Below are 2,296 nucleotides of genomic sequence, written 5' to 3'. Positions count from 1 at the left end.
AGTAGCCACAAAATATATTGCAATGCTCTATAACTTGTGGCTAACATCCGCCCTGCTTCCTAGATATAGATGAATCGTTCGTTTGGCGCGTTGGGGAACGTAGATCGATTCACTAGGAGGCAGGGGGGATCGGGGAAGCACTTGCCGAGGATCACGCCTCAACGACTCCCAGTTAATGAATTGGTGGGGGCCAGCTCAAACTCCGCTGGCACGACGTTTCAGTTTGGGAGATGGGGTGAATGCGCATAAGGCGTCGTTTCACAAAAGCAGATCAGTCACCGTACTCGGACCTCAAGTTCCGGCGCACGAAGAGTGAGATTCGTAATCCTGACGGCTCGGTGGTTTTCGAGCTCGACGATATCGAGGTGCCCGAGAATTGGAGCCAGGTGGCGTGCGACGTCCTCGCGCAGAAATATTTCCGCAAGGCCGGCGTTCCAAAGCGCCTTCGCCGGGTAAAGGAAAAGGGCGTTCCGTCCTGGCTCTACCGCCGCGCGCCCGACGAGAAAGCACTTTCGCAGTTTCCCGAAGACGAGCGCTACGGCAGCGAAACCCGCGCCACGCAGGTCTTCGACCGAATCGCCGGCACCTGGACCTACTGGGGCTGGAAAGGCGGCTATTTCGACACCGAGGAGGACGCGCGCGCCTTCTTCGATGAGCACCGCTTCATGCTCGCCACACAGAAGGCGGCGCCGAACTCGCCGCAGTGGTTCAACACCGGCCTGCACTGGGCCTACGGCATCGACGGCCCAAGCCAGGGTCACCACTACGTCGACTTCAAGACCGGCGAACTCCGCGCCTCCGAGACCGCCTACGAGCACCCGCAGCCGCATGCCTGCTTCATCCAGGGCATCGAGGACGACCTCGTCAACGAGGGCGGCATCATGGACCTGTGGGTGCGCGAGGCGCGCCTGTTCAAGTACGGCTCGGGCACCGGCTCCAACTTCTCGCATCTGCGTGGCGAGGGCGAAAAGCTCTCTGGCGGCGGCAAGTCGTCGGGCCTTATGTCCTTCCTTAAGATCGGCGATCGCGCCGCCGGCGCCATCAAGTCGGGCGGCACCACGCGCCGCGCGGCCAAGATGGTCGTCGTCGACGTCGACCATCCCGACATCGAATCCTATATCGACTGGAAGGTGAAGGAAGAGCAGAAGGTTGCCGCCCTGGTCACCGGCTCAAAGATTGCCAAAAAGCACCTCGAAGCCATCATGAAAGCCTGCATCAATTGCGAAGGCGCCAACGATGATTGCTTCGACCCGGCCAAGAACCCGGCGCTGAAGCGCGAGATCAGGGCCGCCAAGCGCAATGCCGTGCCGGAAAACTATATCCAGCGCGTCATCCAGTTCGCGCGTCAGGGCTATACGGACATCCAGTTCAAGACATACGACACGGACTGGGATTCGGAAGCCTATCTCACCGTTTCCGGCCAGAACTCCAACAACTCGGTTTCCTTGAAGGACGATTTCCTGCGCGCTGTCGAGGCTGATGGCGACTGGGACCTGATCAACCGCATCGACGGCAAGGTCGCCAGGACGCTGAAGGCCCGCGATTTGTGGGAGAAGATCGGCTATGCCGCCTGGGCATCGGCCGATCCGGGCCTGCACTACAACACCACCATGAACGACTGGCACACCTCGCCGGCGGCGGGTCCGATCCGCGCCTCGAACCCGTGCTCGGAGTACATGTTCCTGGACGACACGGCCTGCAACCTCGCCTCGATGAACCTCCTGCAATATCGCAACAAGGACGGCTCCATCGACATCGCGGCCTACGAACACACCGTGCGCCTGTGGACCATGGTGCTGGAAATCTCCGTGATGATGGCCCAGTTCCCGTCCAAGGAGATCGCGAAACTCTCCTACGAGTACCGCACGCTGGGTCTCGGCTACGCCAATATCGGCGGCCTCTTGATGACCTCCGGCATCCCCTACGATTCGCCGGAAGGCCGCGCCATCGGCGGCGCGTTGACCGCCATCATGACCGGTGTCGCTTACGCCACTTCGGCCGAGATGGCCGGCGAGCTCGGCACGTTCCCCGATTATGAGCGCAATGCCGAAAATATGCTGCGCGTCATCCGCAACCATCGCCGTGCCGCCCACGGCCAGAGCGACGGTTATGAAGGCCTGTCGGTCAATCCCGTGCCGCTCAAGGCGGAAGAGTGCCCGCATGCCGACCTGATCGAACACGCCCGCACCGCATGGGACCGCGCGCTCGAGCTCGGCGAGAAGCACGGCTACCGCAATGCGCAGGCCACCGTCATCGCGCCCACCGGCACGATCGGCCTCGTCATGGATTGCGACAC

The 2,296-nt window shown here is 61.6% G+C and carries 1 protein-coding gene; it reads left to right on the top strand.

All coding sequences use genetic code 11. From position 1 onward, the window contains the following. Nucleotides 1–239: 239 nt before the first annotated feature. Nucleotides 240–2,296, top strand: a 2,057-nt coding sequence (locus tag QZ638_RS23220; protein WP_295815130.1) for an adenosylcobalamin-dependent ribonucleoside-diphosphate reductase, incomplete at its 3' end; no start/stop codon positions are given.

It is taken from the genome of uncultured Nitratireductor sp. (assembly GCF_913053745.1).
In the GTDB taxonomy this organism is placed as follows: Bacteria; Pseudomonadota; Alphaproteobacteria; order Rhizobiales; family Rhizobiaceae; genus Nitratireductor.
This window is presented reverse-complemented; position numbering and strand designations above follow the sequence as displayed.